Here is a 17,453-nt window from a genome sequence, read left to right as displayed (position 1 = left end):
TTTACAATTTAAAATCGTCTTCCTTCAAAATAATTCTATCAGATTCATCCGTTCCTTTTTTGAACACTCTCTTTACAAGATGTTTTACATTTGCTTTTTGAGAATGAGCAATCGCAGCATCCATTACCTCTTTTACTTCCGCAACTGTTACCGCATGGTCTTCTTTCTGCATCATATCGATCTTACTGTACAGCGCCAGAATACCCATCTCATCAATTCGGTATCCATTCTCTTTTGCGTATGTCTGTCCAAATGTTACAAGCTCATCATTAATAAATACCGGAAGTTCCAATCTTGATGTAAATTTCTTTTTAAATGCCGGATTTGCATTCATCAATTTATCAAGTGGTTTCCTCTGTTCCTCAAGAACAAAAAGAAGTTCACCCGTCTGTTCTTCCATCAGTTCATTTAATTCACGAACCGTTCTGGAATTCATTCTTCCCGCACGTTCAATAATCAGCGCGCCTCCATGCAACTTATCAACTACATCGGAAACATCTTTTTTATTCAATGCCTCTCCTGTTACAATAGCAACTTTGCCATGTTTAATTTTTCTTGCCTTCTGAATCGCTTTGACAACATCTACTGCAAGAACGGTCTTACCGGTTCCCTTACGGCCGACAATAACAATATTTCCTGTGCGTGATGTTCCGAATCTCTTCTTACATCTCTTATCAGCCTCAAGCACATCTACAATCTGCTCACTCATGCCGCGCACCGGAACGAAATAAGAGAATAACTTCTTCTGCTCTTCTGTCAGACCGGCTTTCAGCCCAATCTCACTCTGCGCTTCAAGGTCATAGCGTCCCTGCACAACAAATCCTGTATCAAGAACAACACCACCCGGAGAACGTTTGATCATACTTTGCGTATCTTCAATTTCTTCGATCTCCTCAATCGGCTCTTCCTCTTCTTCAATCTCTTCTTCTAACTCCTCATATTCCTCTTCTGGATACTCATCAAAGTCAGTTTCTTCTTCGTAATCTTCCTCCTCTTCGAAGTCCGATTCTTCTTCGTAATCTTCCTCCTCTTCGAAGTCCGATTCTTCTTCGTAATCTTCCTCCTCTTCAAAGTCCAGGTCTTCCTCGTCTTCATCAAAGTCTAACTCTTCTTCATACTCATCATCTTCGTCTTCAGAATCTTCTTCGTAATCTTCGAAATCATCCTCATCATCTTCATCTGGCTCTTCCATTGGAGTTGGATTCTCTATAAAATCATCCTCTTCATCTTCCGGGAAATCAGTTTCTGCTTCGTCCTCAAAAAAGTCATCTTCTACTTCATAATCCGCATCAAATTCATCTTCTTCAAGGTCTTCCTCGTCTTCTTCTAATTCAGACAGTTCAAAGTCTTCTTCGTCTTCTTCTAATTCTGACAACTCAAGCTCTTCCCCATTTTCTTCTAATTCAGACAGTTCAAGATCTTCCTCGCCTTCTTCCCATTCAGACAATTCAAGGTCTTCCTCGCCTTCTTCCCATTCTGACAATTCAAAGTCTTCTTCGTCTTCTTCCATCAGGTCAAGTTCTTCATCACTTTCAAGAAAATCTTCATCTATTTCATAAGGCTCATCTGCATCATCGAATTCTTCTTCATCAGCAATTTCATCGAGATCTTCCTCTTCATCTAACACAAAAAGTGTTTCAACAAGATCTGCCTTATTTTCGAGCTCAGGTTCTTCTTCCGGTTCCTCTAATAAATCATCAATTTCTTCCGATGTAAGTTCCTCTGTTGCCTCTTCCTCTGGCATCTCAAACATCAAATCATCTTTTTCTGATTCTTTTCCTTCCAACTCATCCAAAAGCTTTTGGATATCTGCGGAAAGAATCTGCACTGTGTCCTGACCTACTTTCTTTTGCTTTTCTTCTTTATATCTTTCCTTCTCAGCTTCAATTGTTCTTGCTGCTTCTCTCTGTTGTGCTTCCCAGTTCTGCAAAATCTCTTCAATCTTCATTGTTCCCGTTTTTTGAGATAGATTTGATTTTCTTCTATTTGGTTCTTCAATTCCTGCTTTTTTATTAGCAACTTCAACTCCTGATACAAATGCATTCGCAATCGTATCTCCCGTAACACCTTTTTTTTCAGGTTCCTCTGCAAATTTAGATCCTGCTGCTTTAATAAATGCTTCCTGTGTTCCCATACGTCTCACCTCTGAAGAAGAACGTTTTACATGATTTTCCTTCACATCTTCTTCATTACCTTCATTTACTGACTTCTTACCTGACTTGTGAACTTTTTCAGAAATCACTTCCCGTTGTTCTTCTGCCGGCTCTGTTTCTGCAACCTCACTGTCAATATCTTTTTCTGTCTTTTCTGACTGCAGCTTTGCTTCCGGAGGAAGTTCCCTGCGAATCGTTGCAATCTTTCCAAAACGAGAATTCTTTTCTTCACTTCTCTGACGATATTTTTCCTGCTGTGCCGGTGTCAGTGGTTTATAGCGCATCTTAAGTTCCATCGCCTGATAGACATACTTTCCTTCGCTAAACCACAGGATTAGATCATCACATTCCTCCAGACACTCCGCTGTCATTCCGGCTTCATGGTATAATTTAGCAAGTTCAAATGCCCATTTCTCAACATATTCTGATTTTTTGAAATTTACCAGAGCTTCTATCTGCTGCGACAGCGGCGCTTTCTGTGCTCTTAAAATTTTATATTTCAAGATAAACTGATTCGGATCCTTTGGCGCAAGCTGAACAAACTCTTCGTAGCAATCTGTTGCTTCATTAATATCATTCATCTTTAATGCAAGAATTCCTAAACGGTATATAATCTTTCTGCTTCCCGGAGATCTGTCATATGCAACAAACAGCACATCTCTGCTCTTTTGATATTCTCCATTATTTTCATATATTTCGCTGACAGAGCAAAGCATAGATGCATTCTTTACTCTTCGCCAGTCTATCGTATCAGCTATTTCCATTGCTTTCTTGTATGCTTTCTTATCCATATAAGACAGCATCTGTTCTGTTTTTACCCGATATTCGTATTTATCCACTGATTTCACCTCTACAAATCATCTGTTTTTATTCTTATAAAAATTCATCCAATATGAGAATATAATTATAGTAAGTTTACCACAGGGGAATATCAATGTCAAAAAATAACGGTTATAATTTTTAAAATTATAACCGTTATTGTAATATTCAATTAATATTTTTTTAATATTTATCGGAGGAATCGATCGATTCCTGTTCCTGCTACCTTTTATATTTTATTCGAATAATAAGTCAAAGTTATGATTTTCATATTCTTCACTATCACTTATATATTAGGCATCTTTCTCCGTTATTGTATCTATATCGTTTCTGATTGACATCCTACTTGGATATTATTTCTATAACCTCTTTAAAGATGCGAATATACTTATGCTAGTCTTAGTTAATGTTTCTTTACACATCGTCTAAGTTATTCTTTGATTTATTGTGGTATTGTCTTTTCAATATGTTTGTAAATACTTATCTGAGAATCTTTTTTAATCCAATAATTTCTCTCCGAATTAGCTGATTATTCTACTTTGATTTGGATTATAATCTATGGTAAAGGCTTTCACTACAGGAACTTGTATTTACCATACCACTCACATATTGAATTGTCTGCTCTACATCCAATGGTCAAAGCCTCCTTCCGTTATATTCCAATCAAATCTACTTTTCTTTTTCTTACTTGAAAACTATTCTATTTCCTTTTCAGATTTATCATTCTTCCTCTTTTTTAAATTCTTTCCTGTTACTTCCTTTCTCGTCAGAAATAACTTTGAATTTTGTTCCCGGAAGCGATTCTTCTTACTTGAAAATTGAATTGTTTCCGTTTCGGAAATTATTGAATTAGTTTTCTTTGATTAGGTTGACTTTATAATACCATCCGGTTTCTATTTTGTCAATACTATTTTGAAATATTTTTAATTTTATTTGTTATATTATTTATTTTATCTTTATTTTCTGTTAATTCACTATGGAAGAAGTATATCGTCAACCTTTTTATAAGTCGGTATCTGGTAAGATTCGATTACATTTCCCCCAACAATATACAAACGTTCTCCCGAATAGAGTCCCTTAGCATCCATCCACGATGTATTGTTGATCTCTTCCTCCATAGCTTTTTCAAATCCGGCTTCCGGATGATAGTTAAATACATAGTATTTTTCATTCTCACCATATGCCGGGAATCCAATCATGTTCTTCTCCTCATCAATGAGTACCGCTTTATAGTCATAAAGTGCAGCGCTTCCATGCACATTTTCCAGAACTGTCTTATGGACTTCTTTCACATCTGTCGGATCTGAAATATCGAACATAGAAATCTTCACTCCATTTGTTGTGACACCGGATTCATCCACATCCATTCCGATACCAAGTAATAATCCTTCTCCATACGGATGCAGATACTCTGAAAATCCAGGAATCTTTAGACTTCCAATCAGTTTCGGATTCATTGGATCGGATAAATCTGCCGAAAATAACGGATCTACTTCCTTAAACGTTACGAAATACGCCGTATCCTCCATAAATCTTGCTGAATAAATTCTCTCTCCCGGAGCAATTCCTTCAATACTTCCAACGATCTTCAAATTCTGATCCAACACATAAAGCGCATTACTTTCTTCTGCTTCTACCTCTTTCTCTTCTTCCAATTCACGAAGAAGCGGTTCTACACGACTTACCTGATCATCTTTCATTACAACCATGCGAAGATATCCGTTATATTCGTCAATTGAAAACGAATCTTCTAATCTTCCGTCCACATTAGCAGCTGCCTTACCGTCAAGCTTTCCATCTTCATAAGAAATCTTTCTAATACATGTGGAAATTGCTCCTTCTTCGTCCCGAGACGTCTCACAAAGATAAATATGATCTGAACTTACATATGTCATTCCTCCATTATGGAAAATCCCCTTGCTGTCTACAATATTATTCGGTTCTTCCAGATTAATTGAGGATGCAACATAATACATATTCCCGCTCTCTTCCAACGGCAGCAAGATTTTATTTGGTTCAATAAGTTTTTCCTCTACTTCCGGAACATATAACTCCGGCTCATTTTTCTTGCAATCCGCTGATGCATAGAAATTACTGAACACATATAAATATCCGTCAGAAATTCGCGAGCTGTCATAACTTCCGGACTGTGTGACGCGTCCGATCTCTTTTATATTTTCCCGATCCTGAATATCATAAGTCAAAACACATGTCTTTTCCTGATAAACAGAATCCTCTGCTTCTTCCTGTATGACTCCAAGCACGATCAGCTGTTTTCCCTGTACATAAAGTTCTGCTCCCTGCATCCCTTTCTCAAGATCAATCGTTGCTACTGATTTCATCTCTTCCTCACGAATATCAACAATATTGATCTGTGCCAGTGTATCTTTCAGAATATACAGAAATTCTCCGTCCGTCTTTACAATGTCGCCTTCAGCAATCCCTTCTGTCCTTACATTCGTATCAGAATATCCCTGACCTTTCGGTGCTGCGTCTGTATTCTCGGCAATTGCTATCCCATCCTCTCTCCGCGCACCAGAATAAAGGCTCGTATCATACGCAAAAGATTCATTTACTTTTTCCATTTGTTCTGCATTCGCCTGAATATAGTTATAGACTTTATCATAATTCTCCGCGCATAAAATAGACGTCTTGGATTCTCTTCTTCCACTGTCAAGCCCCGGAACATAATCTGACACAAGCCCCGCTGTCCGATCTACTTTCAGCGCCGATGCCGCTGCTCCGATCACTGCCAGAAATACAGCCGCTGCCGCTGCCCTTGTATATGCTTGTTTCCAATGAAATGCTTTCTTTGATTTCTTTTGTTCCAATTGATGATCCCGCAGCATCTTTTCAACATTCTCAGGCTTAAGAGATTCCGGTACTTCTGTATCCTGTGTCATATAATCCAAATTCTCTACAATCTTCTTCTCGTTATTATCCATACTTCAAACCTCCTTTAAAACTTCAGCTTCTTGGAAAGCTTGTCAAGCGCCCGACTTCTCTTAGAGCGTACTGTGTTAGAATTAATTCCAAGCATTTGTCCAAGTTCCAAACTCGTATATCCTCCAAATACAGTTAACCCCACAATCTCTCTCTCTTCCTCTGATAACTCCTGAAATGCATTCTTCACATCATATGCCTGTGCATAATCCGGATGCTCTGACTCTTCCGGCCGCTCTTCAATCGGTCTTTCTACCTTCTGACGCAATTTTTTATTACAAATATTCACAAGAATCTTAAAAATCCATGCATGAAATGCCTTCTCATTTCTTAATTGCGGAAGATTCTCATATGCCGCAATTACCGTTTCACTCACCGCATCTTCCGCATCCTGCTTATGTCCCATTGTATACAGCGCAAACCGGTATAAATCTATATAAATCTGCTCATATAATTCTGCAAAAGCCTCTGTACTGCCTTTCTTTGCTCGCTTAACAAGAAATAGATTCGTCTCTTGATCAGTTTCATACATAAAAATCCCCCTTTCATTACTCTGTCATACATATAGAGTAACAAAAAGGGGACAATGTTGCACAAAATATTAAAATTTTTATATTTTATTTATCCGCGGTAATAATTAATCAGGCATCCCTTTCGGATAATCTCTCGTTCATTATCTGTCAGATCTCCCAGTGCCAGCTGAATTTCTTTCAGTTCTGTACCAACCACATAAGCTTTTACCGATACTTCTTTTTCTTCAATAGCTCTGCGGATTTCCGGCACATAAATATAATCTCCGTTCCGGAATGATAGCGCAGTATCTTTTTCTTCTGTAAGGAATGGAAGCATTCCCCAGTTGATCAGATTGGACCGATAGCGCTTTGTTGCGTATTCATTTGCAATATTCGCCCATCCTCCAAGCACCTTCTGGCAGGAAGCCGCCTGCTCACGGGCTGATCCATCTCCCGGTTTTACCGCAAAAATTGTACTTCCAATTCCAAGATTTCCCTCTCCTGCCTCCGGAAATTTTTCCTTAACCTTAGCCATTACCGGCTTTAATTCTTCTAATACTTCCAACGGACAGCTTCCTGCTTCAATCGCTTTTTGCGCTGCCTGCACTGTTTTTGCGCGTCCAACATATTCCGGATCTTTTCTGGACAGAGCAAATTCTGCCAGTCCAAGCGGATTTGAACGATAAGAAGACGTCTCTCCGGATGGAATCAACTCATCTGTTGTTGTAACCGGATCATGTATCTCAGATACTACTTTTAACAGAAGATTCTCCGGAAGCTCCGACATTTCCGGCCAGTCTTTAATATTAGGTCCGAATTTAATCTCCACAGATGGATCTGCTTTTCCATGACTGTCAAATACTCTGTTTGCATAAATTGTTTTATCAAAATAGTATTTGCGCTGTCTGTATTCTATATCAAAATCTGTTGCCGGTGTCAAATAGCCCTGATTTGCGGCAGTTGCTGCAATAGATCTTGCATCCATAAGTGCAACTGAAGCTATCTGACCATTCTGAAGTTTAGATCCCTCCCGATTCGGGAAATTTCTTGTAGAATGACGAACACTGAATGCACCATTGGCAGGGGTATCTCCCGCTCCGAAACAAGGACCGCAAAATGCTGTTTTTAATACAGCTCCTGCTGCCATCAATTCTGCCGCCGCACCATTTTTAACTAATTCCATATAAATTGGCATGCTTGCAGGATACACACTAAATGTAAATTCATCACAGCCGATATTTCTGCCGCGGACAATATCTGCCGCTGCACAAATATTCTCAAAACCGCCTCCGGCACATCCCGCAATAATTCCCTGCTCCACATATAGTTTTCCATTGCGGATTTTATCCTGAAGCGAATACTCTACTGCCCCTTCAAGGCTCACAAGCGCATTTTTCTCTACTTCATGGAGAATATCGTCCAGATTTCGATTCAGCTCTTCAATCGTATATGTATTGCTTGGATGGAACGGCATTGCAATCATCGGTCGGATACTTCCAAGATCTACATAGACAGCTCCGTTATAGTAAGCAATTTTCCCAGGTTCCAACTGCCGATAGTCTTCCGTTCTTCCATGAATGTCATAAAATTCCCGGATAACATCATCTGTTTTCCAAATAGAAGACAGACAAGTTGTCTCCGTTGTCATAACATCTATTCCGATTCGGAAATCTGCGCTCAGCTTTTCCACCCCAGGGCCGACAAACTCCATTACTTTATTATTGACATAACCATTTTTAAATGTCGCTCCAATAATTGCTAACGCAACATCCTGTGGACCAACACCTTTGATCGGCTCACCATCCAGATATACAGCAATCACTTCCGGGCGTTTGATATCATATGTTTTATTTAAAAGCTGTTTTACAAGCTCCGGCCCGCCTTCTCCCATCGCCATCGTACCGAGTGCTCCGTATCTCGTATGGCTGTCCGAGCCGAGAATCATTTTCCCGCCTCCTGCGAGCATCTCTCTGGCAAACTGATGAATAACCGCCTGATGCGGCGGCACGTAGACACCACCGTATTTCTTCGCACATGTCAGTCCAAACATATGATCATCTTCGTTAATGGTACCGCCTACCGCACAGAGACTGTTATGACAATTTGTCAACACATACGGCATTGGAAAACGCTCAAGTCCGGATGCTCTCGCTGTCTGGATAATTCCGACAAAAGTAATATCATGAGATGTCAGTTTATCAAACCGAATCTGGAGACGTTCCATATTCCCGGACAGATTGTGTGCTTCCAAAATCTGATAAGCAATTGTTTCTTTTTCCGCCTCGCTCTGTGATACAGATTTTCCTGTTCGTTGTTTTAATACCGCTTCGATATCCGGTCTGTCTTCAAGTAACTCTGTTCCATTTACTAAATATACACCGTTTTTATATGAATTGACCATGCAAACAACCTCCTGTCTTATCTATTTTCTGATTCTTTTCATTTTAGCACAGCAAATTATCAAAGACAAGTCATTCTTGTTGTCGCACACAGCTTATTATTCTCTCTGTTTTAAGAATTTCAAATGCTCAGAAACCATCATCGCAATCTTAAATGTCAGCGCATCATCAAACGTCCTTACGTCAAGCCCTGTCATTTTCTGTATTTTTTCCAATCGATATACTAGAGTATTTCGGTGCAGATATAACTGTCTTGCTGTCTCTGAAATATTTAGATTATTTTCAAAAAACTTATTGACTGCTGCGATCGTTTCTTCATCAAACTGATCTACACATTTACCTTCAAATACTTCCTGAAGATACATTTCACAAAGCGATACCGGAAGCTGATAGATCAAGCGTCCAATTCCAAGCTCATTATAGGCAAGAACACTTCTCTCTGCATAGAAAATCCTTCCAACATCCAGCGCCATTCCTGCTTCTTTGTATGACTTAGAAACATCTTTCAATTCATTCACAATAGTACCATATGCAACACGCACATTTACCATCGCTTCTGTTTCCATCATATCTACAATCGTCTTTGCAATTTTCAAAAGAGCCTCATATCCTTCTGATTCTTCAAGCGCCTTAATCAAAATCATACTTCCTTCGCTGACTGCTGTCACGAAATCTTTCGTATCTCCGGCATAGATTCCCCGAAGCATTTCCATGACCATTGCATCATCTGATGTCTTTGGTTCAATTAAAAAGACCGCTCTTTTTGTATCACTCTCTACATGAAGCCGCTTTGCCTGATTGTAAATATCCGCAAGCAGAAGATTATCTAAAAGCAGATTTTGAATAAATCTGTTCTTATCCAAATGTTCCTTGTATGCCTGCTGCAGATTTTCAAGCTGACTTACCGCCATCTCTCCTACTAACTGACAATCTCCCGTATACTCTTTCAAAGCCAAAATCTGTACCGGAATCCCTTCGTCCGATACAACGAAATAAACGTTTTTATTTACTGACTTCATTGTCAGCCATGCAACATCTTCAATAACTTCCTGTACTTCCCGGTTCATTACAGCTGTTGTATTTTCAACCCCCGCAATGCATTTTCCCTCCATATTCCAGACAGAACACTGTGCACCTGAAATTCTTTCAATATCTTTAATAATTTTATGCAATACTTGATTTGATAACAATGATTTCCTTCCTCCGTACACGAAAGACGGAGCTTATCGCTCCGTCTCCCATTTTCTATTGTATATTAAAGTCTCTTTAATAACTCTTCGCGTTCTTTTTCAAATCCAGGTTTTCCAAGAAGCGCAAACATATTTTTCTTATAGCTCTCTACGCCCGGCTGATTAAATGGATTCACACCTGAAATATATCCGCTGACACCACATGCAAATTCAAAGAAATAGAAAAGCTGTCCAAGATAAAATTCATTTTGTTCCGGAACATTTACCATAAGATTTGGAACGGATCCGTCTGTATGCGCAAGAATTGTACCATTCATTGCACTCTTATTGACAAAATCAATGCTCTTTCCTGCCAGATAATTCAATCCGTCTAAATCTTCTTTTTCTTCCTGAATATACAACTCTTCCTGTGATTTCTCCACATTCACAACGGTCTCAAACATAATACGGGAACCATCCTGAATAAACTGTCCCATAGAATGAAGGTCTGTTGTCAGATCCACTGCTGCCGGGAAAATACCTTTCTGATCTTTTCCTTCGCTTTCTCCATAGAGCTGTTTCCACCATTCACTTACATAATGAAGACTCGGTTCATAATTCGCCAAAACTTCTACTGACTTTCCTTTGCGGTGTAAAATATTGCGGATTGCTGCATATTTCAGCGCATCATTTTCTTCAAATGGTTTTTCCAACGCAAGTTCTCTTCCTGATGCGGCTCCTTCCATTAATTTCTCAATATCAGCTCCACTAACCGCGATCGGAAGCAGCCCTACTGCTGTCAGCACAGAAAAACGTCCTCCGACATCATCCGGTACAACAAAGCTTTCGTATCCTTCCTCTGTTGCAAGCCCTTTCAATGCTCCACGCGCTTTATCCGTTGTCGCATAAATTCTTTTTGAAGCTTCTGCCTTTCCATACTTCTTCTCTAACATCTCTTTAAAAATACGGAATGCAATCGCCGGCTCTGTTGTTGTTCCTGATTTGGAAATAATATTCACAGAGAAATCACGATCTCCGATTACATCGATTAAATGTTTGATATATGTACTGCTAATACTATTACCTACAAAATAAATCTCCGGTGTCTTGCGAATCTCTTTTGAAACCATATTATAAAAATTGTGTCTCAAAAATTCAATAGCAGCTCGTGCACCAAGATAAGAACCGCCAATTCCAATGACAACCAGCACTTCTGAATCCTGTTTGATCTTCTCAGCTGCTGCCTGAATTCTTGCAAATTCCTCTTTATCATAATCAACCGGCAGGTCAATCCATCCAAGAAAATCATTGCCCGCTCCCTCTCTTGACAGAAGCAGTTTCTTTGCCTCCTCTGCTAATGCTTTCATACTATCTACTTCATGTTCGCCGATAAATGTATTCGCTTTTGCATAATCAAATGTTACTTTTGCCATAGATCTACACTCCTTTTTATCTCTGATCCGGATATCCTATCCTCTGAAGAAATACAATATCACAGTAAGAAGTTGTAAAAACCCTTACTGTGATATATTTTAGCAAACCCTTATTCGTTTCGCAAGGCAGACATCTGAATTTATGTACGCTGCGCTAAAAATTCTTCCAAAATCTCCCGAATCATTGCCTCTCTCGGTACTGCATCAGCCTCTGCTTCGATCCGCTCCTTCTCTTCTGTCAGAACTCTGTCCGATGTTTCCATCTGTAAATTCATTTCTGCAGTTGTTTTTGCAAGTGCTTCCTGTATCTGTACTGCCTCCGGAGATATCTCCTCTTTGCTGCTCTCTTCTTTTGTATCTGCCATGGGCTCGCAAAGAAAGATTTCTCCATTCTTCTGTATTTCTTCACTCACAAGTTGCTCCCGCTCACAAGAAGATCTCAGCGCTGTCTCTTTTTGATATAGCTTCTCATATCGATGTGCACAAACATTTTCCAGATAATCTATCATATATGTTTTAGAAGATTTTAACAGATATTTCTCATCAGTTGTAATATGCAAAAGAAACAAAAGCATCATCAGCACTGCACCGCTTCCTGCATATCGATAAATTGCTTCTCCCATGCCATACACATAATAATGCATCCACGCACCGAGCGCACCGAGCAATGCACTCATCCACATTGTCTGCTTTTGCATCTGCTGCCATGTATGCAGACGAAGCCCTAAAATTCGATATTCAAAAACGTACTTGTCTACAAACGCCCCAACATTCTGTACCTTGTCACTGACCATACAGGCATGTTCGTATTTTGCTCTCATTAGTTTCATCAGCTTATGTGTACTCTTATTCATGTTTCCAGATGCACGCACAAGTCTCTTCAGTGCAAATTGAGAAACCAGTTTACTGCAAACGCCTATTGCAGCCACAACTCCCATTACATAGAACATTACATTATAATCTACCATTGTTCTTAACATTGTAATTGTTCCCTCCTTCTTTTCTTCTCTGTGTTTCACTGTGCACACATTATATCGCAAAAAAGAAGGAAAGGGAGTCCAAATCGTTCGCCACATTTCTACATTCCGCCAACTGATTTCTGTCGCATCTTATCAAATGATACTCTTTATCCTAGCCGAGTTTTTTCAGAAGACATTTCACAAGCCTTACAGAATGGATAATTGCCTTCGCTTCAAACTCCGGATAATCTACTTCTGCACTATTGTCGGCTTTATCCGAAATTGCACGAATTATGACACACGAAACTTTATTCAAGTATGCCGCATGTCCAATCGCAGCTCCTTCCATCTCTGTACACTTCGCCCCAAAGAGTGACACAAGTCTTTCTTTGACTGCATTATCAGATATAAACTGATCTCCACTGACAATCCGTCCAGTATATGTATGGATATCCGGATTTGCCTCTGTATTCGCTTCGACTGCTTTTTCTATAAGCTCTTTATCTGCTGGAAAGGAAAATACATCCATGTTTGGCACCTGTCCTACCGGATCTCCAAAAGTTGATGCATCCACATCATGCTGAACCATATCCGTGGAAATAACAATATCGCCGATATCAATTGCTGCATCTAATGAACCTGCAATACCTGTATTAATCAGCTTATCCACATGAAATTTATCTACTAAAACCTGTGCACAAATTGCAGCATTTACTTTTCCAATGCCGCTCTTCACAATTACAACATTCTGACCACATAGATTTCCCTTATGGAAAATCATAGATGCATATTCTGTTTTTTCTTCTACATTCATATCAGAGATCAGAGTCTCTACTTCATCCTGCATTGCTCCAATAATTCCTATCATAACTTAGAATCTCCTTTTTATCTATCTCATAATTACTGCTATTATACAGACTCTCTAAGTCTTTTACAAGCAATAATATCCGTATAAAGACAATCTCAATTATTGCAGACATTTATAGAAATTTCACATAATTGTAGCAATCCTAAAATGTCTTTGATATAATATCCTAGCAAATAAATCAGTAAATAATGGAGGATTTTATCATGGAACATATTATGGAGTACACACCAAAAGGTGTCTGCTCACGGCAGATTCTTTTTGAAATCGAAGATGATATCATTAAGTCAGTTAAATTTGTTGGCGGATGCCCGGGAAATACAGTAGGCGTTGCATCTCTTATTCAGGGAATGAATGTACATGAAGCAATTTCCCGTTTAGAAGGAATTCGCTGCGGAACAAAATCAACTTCCTGTCCGGATCAGCTTGCTACAGCTTTAAAACTTGCATTAGAACAACAAGATAATAAGTAAACAAATTGACAAACAAGACATGTCTTATAGATGTGCATATATTTGTATATATTTTATGAAAAGATACCTGTCCGTTACAAATCTAATTGTTTCGGAGAGGTGTTTTTTATTATCAGACACGAAACCTTTTATATACTTTTACTGCATTTAAAAGTTCCGCAAAGTATGGAAACTGTTTCTTTATTTCTTGTGATTCTTTTACCGAAATGCTATACTAAAGCTGATCTATAGAAGAAAAGAAATGATTTTTTAGGGGCTTTGCCCGCCGCTTTCATCTTTGCTCATTAAGAGCTGTATGGTTTGTTGTTTACATATTATTGTTTTTTGGTATTTGGTATTGTATGTTATGAAAGCGGCGGGCAGAGCCCCTTGTTGCAAAAATCATATTGTTGACGGGTTACTTGAATAACTTAATTGATGTGTGATAAATAATCTTGTTGATAGTTACTGAATTAGCAATTAATTAAATGTACAGACCTTCCGTCCAGGAACTGCTACTGTCAGTATGTGCTGTATGGATGCTCTTTACTCTATAAAAATATCCGATTGGTACTGTTAATGTTTTACTAGCTGTTACTGTGTAGGTGTTCGTTTTTGACGCGGAAAAATAATCCTGCTGTACCCAGGCATTTCCTATTAAACGCTCTACTCGAACTCCGACAGAAATTTTCGGTACATTCATTTCCGCAATAGTAACACCTTTGGCATAAATTTTTCCAGTTCCTGTTTTGTTAATACTGGAAGTTCCCATCTGCAAATAGACACCATACGGAACTTGTTCCGTATATCCTTCAGAATACGTTTCTTTTTGTGTATTCTCATTCGCTGATGCTATCACTGGAATTGATCCCATGCTACTAACAGTTAACATCAAAGCCATAAATTGAAGTATTCTTTTTTTCATTTTGATTGCCTCCTTTATATATTAGACAATCCATTTACAAAAACCTTACACATTTTTATAAAAAAATTAAATTTTTTATTATTTTTTCCATTTCTTTTTTCTCAATCTGCCCTGCCACGCAGTACCATGTATCATTATACACAAATTCTGCCATATACTTTTTTTCTATCCCGCCTTTTATTACATACTCTGAAATCTTTATGTTAATTTCATTGGTTGGAATATAAAATTGAGATATCATCTCATCTTCAATATCTGCCGAAAGTTTACCTTCTGTATAATGTTTTTTTATAAAATAAGAAACTGTTTTATCTCCTGTTCTATAATATAAATAGGCATCTTGTGATGTTTCATCTAACACACTCTCCTCAAACACCATCCCCTCCGGCAGATATCCCAGTCTTACCGGATCAAATCCCAATTCATCTTTAATCTGCTGATATGCCTGCTCTTCTGCATCCATGCTATCCATTCCAGACTCTTTTTTTTCCTCTTCTGTTACACCATTAATTGTAATACGATTTCTCTCTCCAAACATCTCCCGCGCAATTTTCAACGCCTGTTTTGGTCCTCCGACACTGGCAATAGTAAAGCCAGAGGTCACTGCTATTACAATTCCGATTCCCGCAGCCGCTGATACAATATTTTTCTTCCAACTGCCAGATTTGGTACATCTGTTTTTCTTTCGCTGAGATTCTTTTGAGGAAGCCTCTATCTTTCGCTGCCTTTGGAGTTCTTTTCCAAGCTTCAACGCTTCTCTGTCTTCTTCGGATAACTGCGCATAAAGCTGTTCCTGAAGTTCTCTCTGTTTTTCATATTCCTCAATTCGCTTTTCCAGCCGTTCTTTCATTTCCGGTGTCGGGTTCAGCACAGAATGATTAGACATCCCTGTCTGTTCAGAATGTTCGGAAGGATTTTTTATTCTATTCTCACTTGATTTATTGCATAATTCTTTCTTTTCATCCATACATCAGCCTCTTTCTTTCTGATTATCTTGCACTTTTTTTTAAATCTGTTAAGATAATCGTAGAAAATATTAGGAGGGGAACTTTATGAAACGCATCATATTAACCGGCGGTGGTACTGCCGGACATGTTACACCGAATATTGCCCTGCTTCCTCGTTTGAAGGAACTCAATTACGATATCCATTACATCGGTTCCTACAATGGAATCGAAAAAGAACTAATCGAACAATTCGGAATACCTTATCACGGAATTTCTTCCGGAAAGCTTCGCCGCTACTTCAGCATGAAGAATTTTTCTGATCCATTCCGCGTATTAAAAGGATTCAGCGAAGCTAATAAATTAATTAAAACACTAAAACCAGATGTCATATTCTCTAAAGGAGGATTCGTATCTGTTCCTGTTGTTATGGCTGGAAAGCGAAGACACGTTCCTACAATTATTCATGAATCTGATATGACACCGGGTCTCGCTAACAAACTTTCTATTCCTTCCGCAACGAAAGTATGCTGCAATTTTCCGGAGACCCTTGAACACCTCCCGAAAGAAAAAGCAGTTCTGACCGGTTCCCCGATCCGTCAGGAACTTCTTCACGGAAATAAAATCGCAGCCCTTGATTTTTGTCATCTGACTGCGGATAAACCTGTGATTCTTATTATCGGAGGAAGCCTCGGCTCTGTTGCAGTCAACAATGCAGTCCGCGCCGTCCTTCCGGAACTTTTAAAAGATTTTCATGTTGTGCATCTTTGCGGAAAAGGAAAAATTGATGATTCTTTAAAAAATCTTCCTGGATATGTCCAGTTTGAATACATTAAGGAAGAACTCAAAGATTTGTTTGCGCTTGCAGATATTGTTATTTCCCGCGCCGGTGCCAATGCAATCTGTGAACTTCTGGCATTGCATAAACCTACCCTTTTAATTCCGCTTTCTGCAAATGCAAGCCGCGGAGACCAGATTTTGAATGCCCGTTCCTTCGAACGGCAAGGCTTCAGCCTTGTACTGGAAGAAGAGAATTTAACAAATACCTCTCTTCTGGATACTATTCACAAGCTATATGACAATCGGGAGTCCTATATCAGTGCAATGAGAAAATCTTCTCAGCAGGATTCCATTGATACAATCATTCATTTGATTGAACAGGCTGCAAAATAGTTCTTCAAAAAACTATTTCATTCTTTATGGGACTGTTGCAAAATAGAACTTATCTACAGACAATTTCTTCGGAGCTTTCCGACACTTGCCTTGTATTTAAAATCTTTTTGCAACAGTTCGTTTTATATCTTTGTGATCTCTGTGTATTTACTGCCATATTGCTTTTTTAGCTTTGCCTTGGTTCTTGACATCATTGTATAAAGCGCATTCTCTGACATATGAAGCCGATGTGCAGTTTCTTTTCGTGTTTCCTTCTTCTGATACAAAGCCTTAAGCGCTTCGTATGCGTTCTTATGTTCATGCTTTGCCTCTTCAAAAATCTGATTGCATAATTCTTCCGCTTCCCTTTGACAAAACTGACGGATATATGCATCTTCTGTACTTGAATATCCGTTTATCATTTCATCCTCCTCTATCTGGAGCTGATCAAAATCTATATAGTCCAATTCATGTTTCAGCTTCTTCACTAAGTTAAAGGAGACATTTTTTGTTACTTTAATCAACCAGCTTTTTTCAAATTCAACATCATTTTCACGAAGATAAACATAATATTTATACATGACTTCCTGCACGACATCTTGTGCCAGATGTTCATCTTTCAAAATATCAGCGGCTATATTTAAAATCACTTTAGCATAATCATCATAAATTTTATTCCAAAATTCATTTTGTAATTCTTGTTTATTCATACCCTCATCCCTATGGAT

13 protein-coding genes are annotated in these 17,453 nt (G+C 38.7%); 2 read left to right on the top strand and 11 right to left on the bottom strand.

Annotated features, from left to right (window positions below):
• Position 1 precedes the first annotated feature (1 nt).
• From KFE17_11535 to KFE17_11500, 8 genes are all read right to left on the bottom strand, one after another.
• Entirely contained in the window at positions 2-3,001 is a 3,000-nt protein-coding gene (locus tag KFE17_11535) for a hypothetical protein (GenBank protein ID QUO31483.1), read from the bottom strand.
• A 945-nt stretch (positions 3,002-3,946) separates the two neighbouring features.
• Positions 3,947-5,917 (bottom strand): beta-propeller domain-containing protein, encoded by a 1,971-nt coding sequence (locus KFE17_11530; protein ID QUO31482.1) that lies wholly within the window; start codon positions 5,915-5,917, stop codon positions 3,947-3,949.
• 14 nt (positions 5,918-5,931) lie between these two features.
• Entirely contained in the window at positions 5,932-6,447 is a 516-nt protein-coding gene (locus KFE17_11525; protein ID QUO31481.1) for an RNA polymerase sigma factor, read from the bottom strand.
• An 89-nt stretch (positions 6,448-6,536) separates the two neighbouring features.
• Positions 6,537-8,828 carry a hydratase gene (locus KFE17_11520; protein QUO31480.1) on the bottom strand — a complete coding sequence of 764 codons (2,292 nt, stop codon included), beginning with the start codon at positions 8,826-8,828 and terminating at the stop codon, positions 6,537-6,539.
• A gap of 96 nt (positions 8,829-8,924) precedes the next feature.
• Entirely contained in the window at positions 8,925-10,016 is a 1,092-nt protein-coding gene (locus KFE17_11515) for a helix-turn-helix domain-containing protein (GenBank protein ID QUO31479.1), read from the bottom strand.
• A 65-nt stretch (positions 10,017-10,081) separates the two neighbouring features.
• Positions 10,082-11,428, bottom strand: coding sequence for a glucose-6-phosphate isomerase (locus KFE17_11510; protein ID QUO31478.1), 1,347 nt, complete (start codon positions 11,426-11,428; stop codon positions 10,082-10,084).
• Between the two features lie 140 nt (positions 11,429-11,568).
• Positions 11,569-12,408 (bottom strand): hypothetical protein, encoded by an 840-nt coding sequence (locus KFE17_11505; protein QUO31477.1) that lies wholly within the window; start codon positions 12,406-12,408, stop codon positions 11,569-11,571.
• Positions 12,409-12,559: 151 nt separating this feature from the next.
• Entirely contained in the window at positions 12,560-13,255 is a 696-nt protein-coding gene (locus KFE17_11500) for a 5'-methylthioadenosine/adenosylhomocysteine nucleosidase (GenBank protein QUO31476.1), read from the bottom strand.
• A gap of 215 nt (positions 13,256-13,470) precedes the next feature.
• Here KFE17_11500 and KFE17_11495 point away from each other — a divergent pair, with 215 nt between their 5' ends.
• The gene (locus tag KFE17_11495) at positions 13,471-13,725 is read left to right on the top strand and encodes a TIGR03905 family TSCPD domain-containing protein (GenBank protein QUO33700.1); all 255 of its coding nucleotides are present in this window, start codon (positions 13,471-13,473) and stop codon (positions 13,723-13,725) included.
• Between the two features lie 463 nt (positions 13,726-14,188).
• Here the strand turns inward: KFE17_11495 and KFE17_11490 are convergent, their stop codons facing one another.
• Together KFE17_11490 and KFE17_11485 are read right to left on the bottom strand one after the other, a co-directional pair.
• Positions 14,189-14,629, bottom strand: coding sequence for a hypothetical protein (locus KFE17_11490; GenBank protein QUO31475.1), 441 nt, complete (start codon positions 14,627-14,629; stop codon positions 14,189-14,191).
• A 55-nt stretch (positions 14,630-14,684) separates the two neighbouring features.
• The gene (locus KFE17_11485; protein QUO31474.1) at positions 14,685-15,596 is read right to left on the bottom strand and encodes a DUF4367 domain-containing protein; all 912 of its coding nucleotides are present in this window, start codon (positions 15,594-15,596) and stop codon (positions 14,685-14,687) included.
• Positions 15,597-15,681: 85 nt separating this feature from the next.
• On the opposite strand from KFE17_11485, the gene KFE17_11480 reads away from it, so the two are divergent.
• Positions 15,682-16,746, top strand: coding sequence for an undecaprenyldiphospho-muramoylpentapeptide beta-N-acetylglucosaminyltransferase (locus KFE17_11480; protein ID QUO31473.1), 1,065 nt, complete (start codon positions 15,682-15,684; stop codon positions 16,744-16,746).
• Positions 16,747-16,868: 122 nt separating this feature from the next.
• On the opposite strand, the gene KFE17_11475 is transcribed toward KFE17_11480, so the two are convergent.
• Complete coding sequence (locus KFE17_11475; protein QUO31472.1) at positions 16,869-17,435, bottom strand: sigma-70 family RNA polymerase sigma factor; 567 nt, start codon at positions 17,433-17,435, stop codon at positions 16,869-16,871.
• Positions 17,436-17,453: the final 18 nt, after the last annotated feature.

This window comes from Faecalicatena sp. Marseille-Q4148, from assembly GCA_018228665.1.
GTDB lineage: Bacteria > Bacillota > Clostridia > Lachnospirales > Lachnospiraceae > UBA9414.
Note: the sequence above shows the minus strand (reverse complement) of the source record. Positions and strands in the feature narration are given on the sequence as shown.

Bases quoted from the DNA above. Each gene is read 5' to 3' on its own strand.
- KFE17_11490 (QUO31475.1), bottom strand. From the start codon at position 14,629: ATGAAAAAAAGAATACTTCAATTTATGGCTTTGATGTTAACTGTTAGT.
- KFE17_11480 (QUO31473.1), top strand. From the start codon at position 15,682: ATGAAACGCATCATATTAACCGGCGGTGGTACTGCCGGACATGTTACA.
- KFE17_11495 (QUO33700.1), top strand. From the start codon at position 13,471: ATGGAGTACACACCAAAAGGTGTCTGCTCACGGCAGATTCTTTTTGAA.
- KFE17_11475 (QUO31472.1), bottom strand. From the start codon at position 17,435: ATGAATAAACAAGAATTACAAAATGAATTTTGGAATAAAATTTATGAT.
- KFE17_11520 (QUO31480.1), bottom strand. From the start codon at position 8,828: ATGGTCAATTCATATAAAAACGGTGTATATTTAGTAAATGGAACAGAG.
- KFE17_11505 (QUO31477.1), bottom strand. From the start codon at position 12,408: ATGTTAAGAACAATGGTAGATTATAATGTAATGTTCTATGTAATGGGA.
- KFE17_11525 (QUO31481.1), bottom strand. From the start codon at position 6,447: ATGTATGAAACTGATCAAGAGACGAATCTATTTCTTGTTAAGCGAGCA.
- KFE17_11530 (QUO31482.1), bottom strand. From the start codon at position 5,917: ATGGATAATAACGAGAAGAAGATTGTAGAGAATTTGGATTATATGACA.
- KFE17_11500 (QUO31476.1), bottom strand. From the start codon at position 13,255: ATGATAGGAATTATTGGAGCAATGCAGGATGAAGTAGAGACTCTGATC.
- KFE17_11510 (QUO31478.1), bottom strand. From the start codon at position 11,428: ATGGCAAAAGTAACATTTGATTATGCAAAAGCGAATACATTTATCGGC.
- KFE17_11485 (QUO31474.1), bottom strand. From the start codon at position 15,596: ATGGATGAAAAGAAAGAATTATGCAATAAATCAAGTGAGAATAGAATA.